The organism is Streptomyces sp. NPDC089799 (assembly GCF_040684755.1).
Taxonomy (GTDB): Bacteria; Actinomycetota; Actinomycetes; order Streptomycetales; family Streptomycetaceae; genus Streptomyces.
Map to the genome: position 1 here is coordinate 1 of NZ_JBFBGR010000085.1, position 1,406 is coordinate 1,406.

Sequence of the window (1,406 nt, forward strand, 5' to 3'; positions counted from 1 at the left end):
AGCCAGCGACAACTCTCTGACCAGCCACAAAGACCCACGACCACGACCCCAGCCACTGACACACACCACCACTGACACCAACCCGAGAGATCGCATTCAGGACACGGTCCAGGAGGATGAGCGCCTGGTCCTCGGTGAGTCCGTGCGCTCCGCCGCTGAGCGGGTCATCGCTGAGGCGGCCGGTGAAGAGGACCGGGCCGAAGTACGGGGCCGGAATGTGCAGGTACATCCGGACCAGGGCGGACGCCGGGTGGTTGGCCGGGAGGTGGAGCGGAACGGCGTGGTCGTCCACCCATGCCGTCAGCTGGCGGGCCACCTCGAACGGCTCGGTGCAATCTGCCGCGAGCAGGGCCGCTGCGGTGGTGTCGGCGGTCCAGTCGGTCAGCTCGACCTCGCCGGTGGGACGGACCAGCAGGGCGTACAGGGCGGGTACGGAAGTCATGGGTGTGCGCTCCTCTGCGCTGAGGGGTACGTCGGCGTGAGGGCCTGCGAATGGCCCCGGGGAAGCAGTGCGGGGCTCTGTGTCCCGTCGGAACGGCTGCCTCGCCGGGCGGGGGTGTGAGTGCCCCCGCCCGGCTGGGCTGCTGCTGTGCAGCGGGCGGCTGGCACCGGGGGCTCGGGCCCCCGGTGCGGCCGGGTCAGGACACCAGGAAGGGGGCTTCGTCGTACTTCACGCCCGGCTCCGGGCCGGTCATCTGGCCGTCGGGTCGCAGGCAGGCTGCGGTGAAGCTCTGCCCGGCAGTGAGCGGCAGGGCGAAGAGGTCCACGACCTTCCACGCGCAGACCCGCACGCTGCCGTCCGGCGCCGACCGGCGCAGGACCAACATCGCGGTGGCCTTCTCCAAGTAGGTCTGCGCGAGCAGAACCATGGTGTCCAACAGCTCCGCGGTGGGGTTGTCCTCGTTCAGCACGGGCCCGGTCAGATCGCAGGCGCTGCCCGCGTAGCGAAGGCCGGTGTAATCGTCGTCCTCGGGCTGATTGACCTCGGTCATGCACACCGCGGTGACCTGATGGGTTCCGGCACCGGCGACCCGGGCGAGTTCCCTCATGAGCGCGGCGCTCCGCTTCACCGTGATGACCCGCTTTTCAAGCTCGGAAGCAACGTTCTCAGCAGGCATGGTTCTCCTCTGGGTTGAGTGAGGGCTTTCTTTCGGGGCCCTGCCACCGGGCCCCTTCCGACAAGACAACCCTATCTCACTTACGTGCCTCAATGGCGTCTTCAGCCAACCCAAAAGAGTGATGTATTCGCAGGTCAGGGATCGTTTTCTCGCTGGCGGGGGCGGGCACCGCGGGGCCGGTGCCGGCCAGCCCCTCAGCGCGAAGAGCTGAGGGCAAGGGGGGCGAGGGCGCGGGCGGGGCGTGGAGGGAGCGAAACGCCCCCGCCCCCCCCCCCAAGGAAGAACACA

Annotated in this window: 2 protein-coding genes; both read right to left on the reverse strand. The window is 69.0% G+C overall.

Annotation, left to right across the window (positions count from 1 at the left end):
* A partial coding sequence (locus tag AB0O36_RS36995) for a hypothetical protein (protein WP_365118391.1) occupies positions 1 to 442 on the reverse strand: 442 nt, incomplete at its 3' end.
* 196 nt (positions 443 to 638) lie between these two features.
* Complete coding sequence (locus AB0O36_RS37000) at positions 639 to 1,118, reverse strand: hypothetical protein (RefSeq protein WP_365118394.1); 480 nt, start codon at positions 1,116 to 1,118, stop codon at positions 639 to 641.
* Positions 1,119 to 1,406: the final 288 nt, after the last annotated feature.

What these genes read in the sequence shown, in the direction of transcription:
- AB0O36_RS37000 (WP_365118394.1), bottom strand. Translation starts at nt 1,118, where the DNA reads ATGCCTGCTGAGAACGTTGCTTCCGAGCTTGAAAAGCGGGTCATCACG.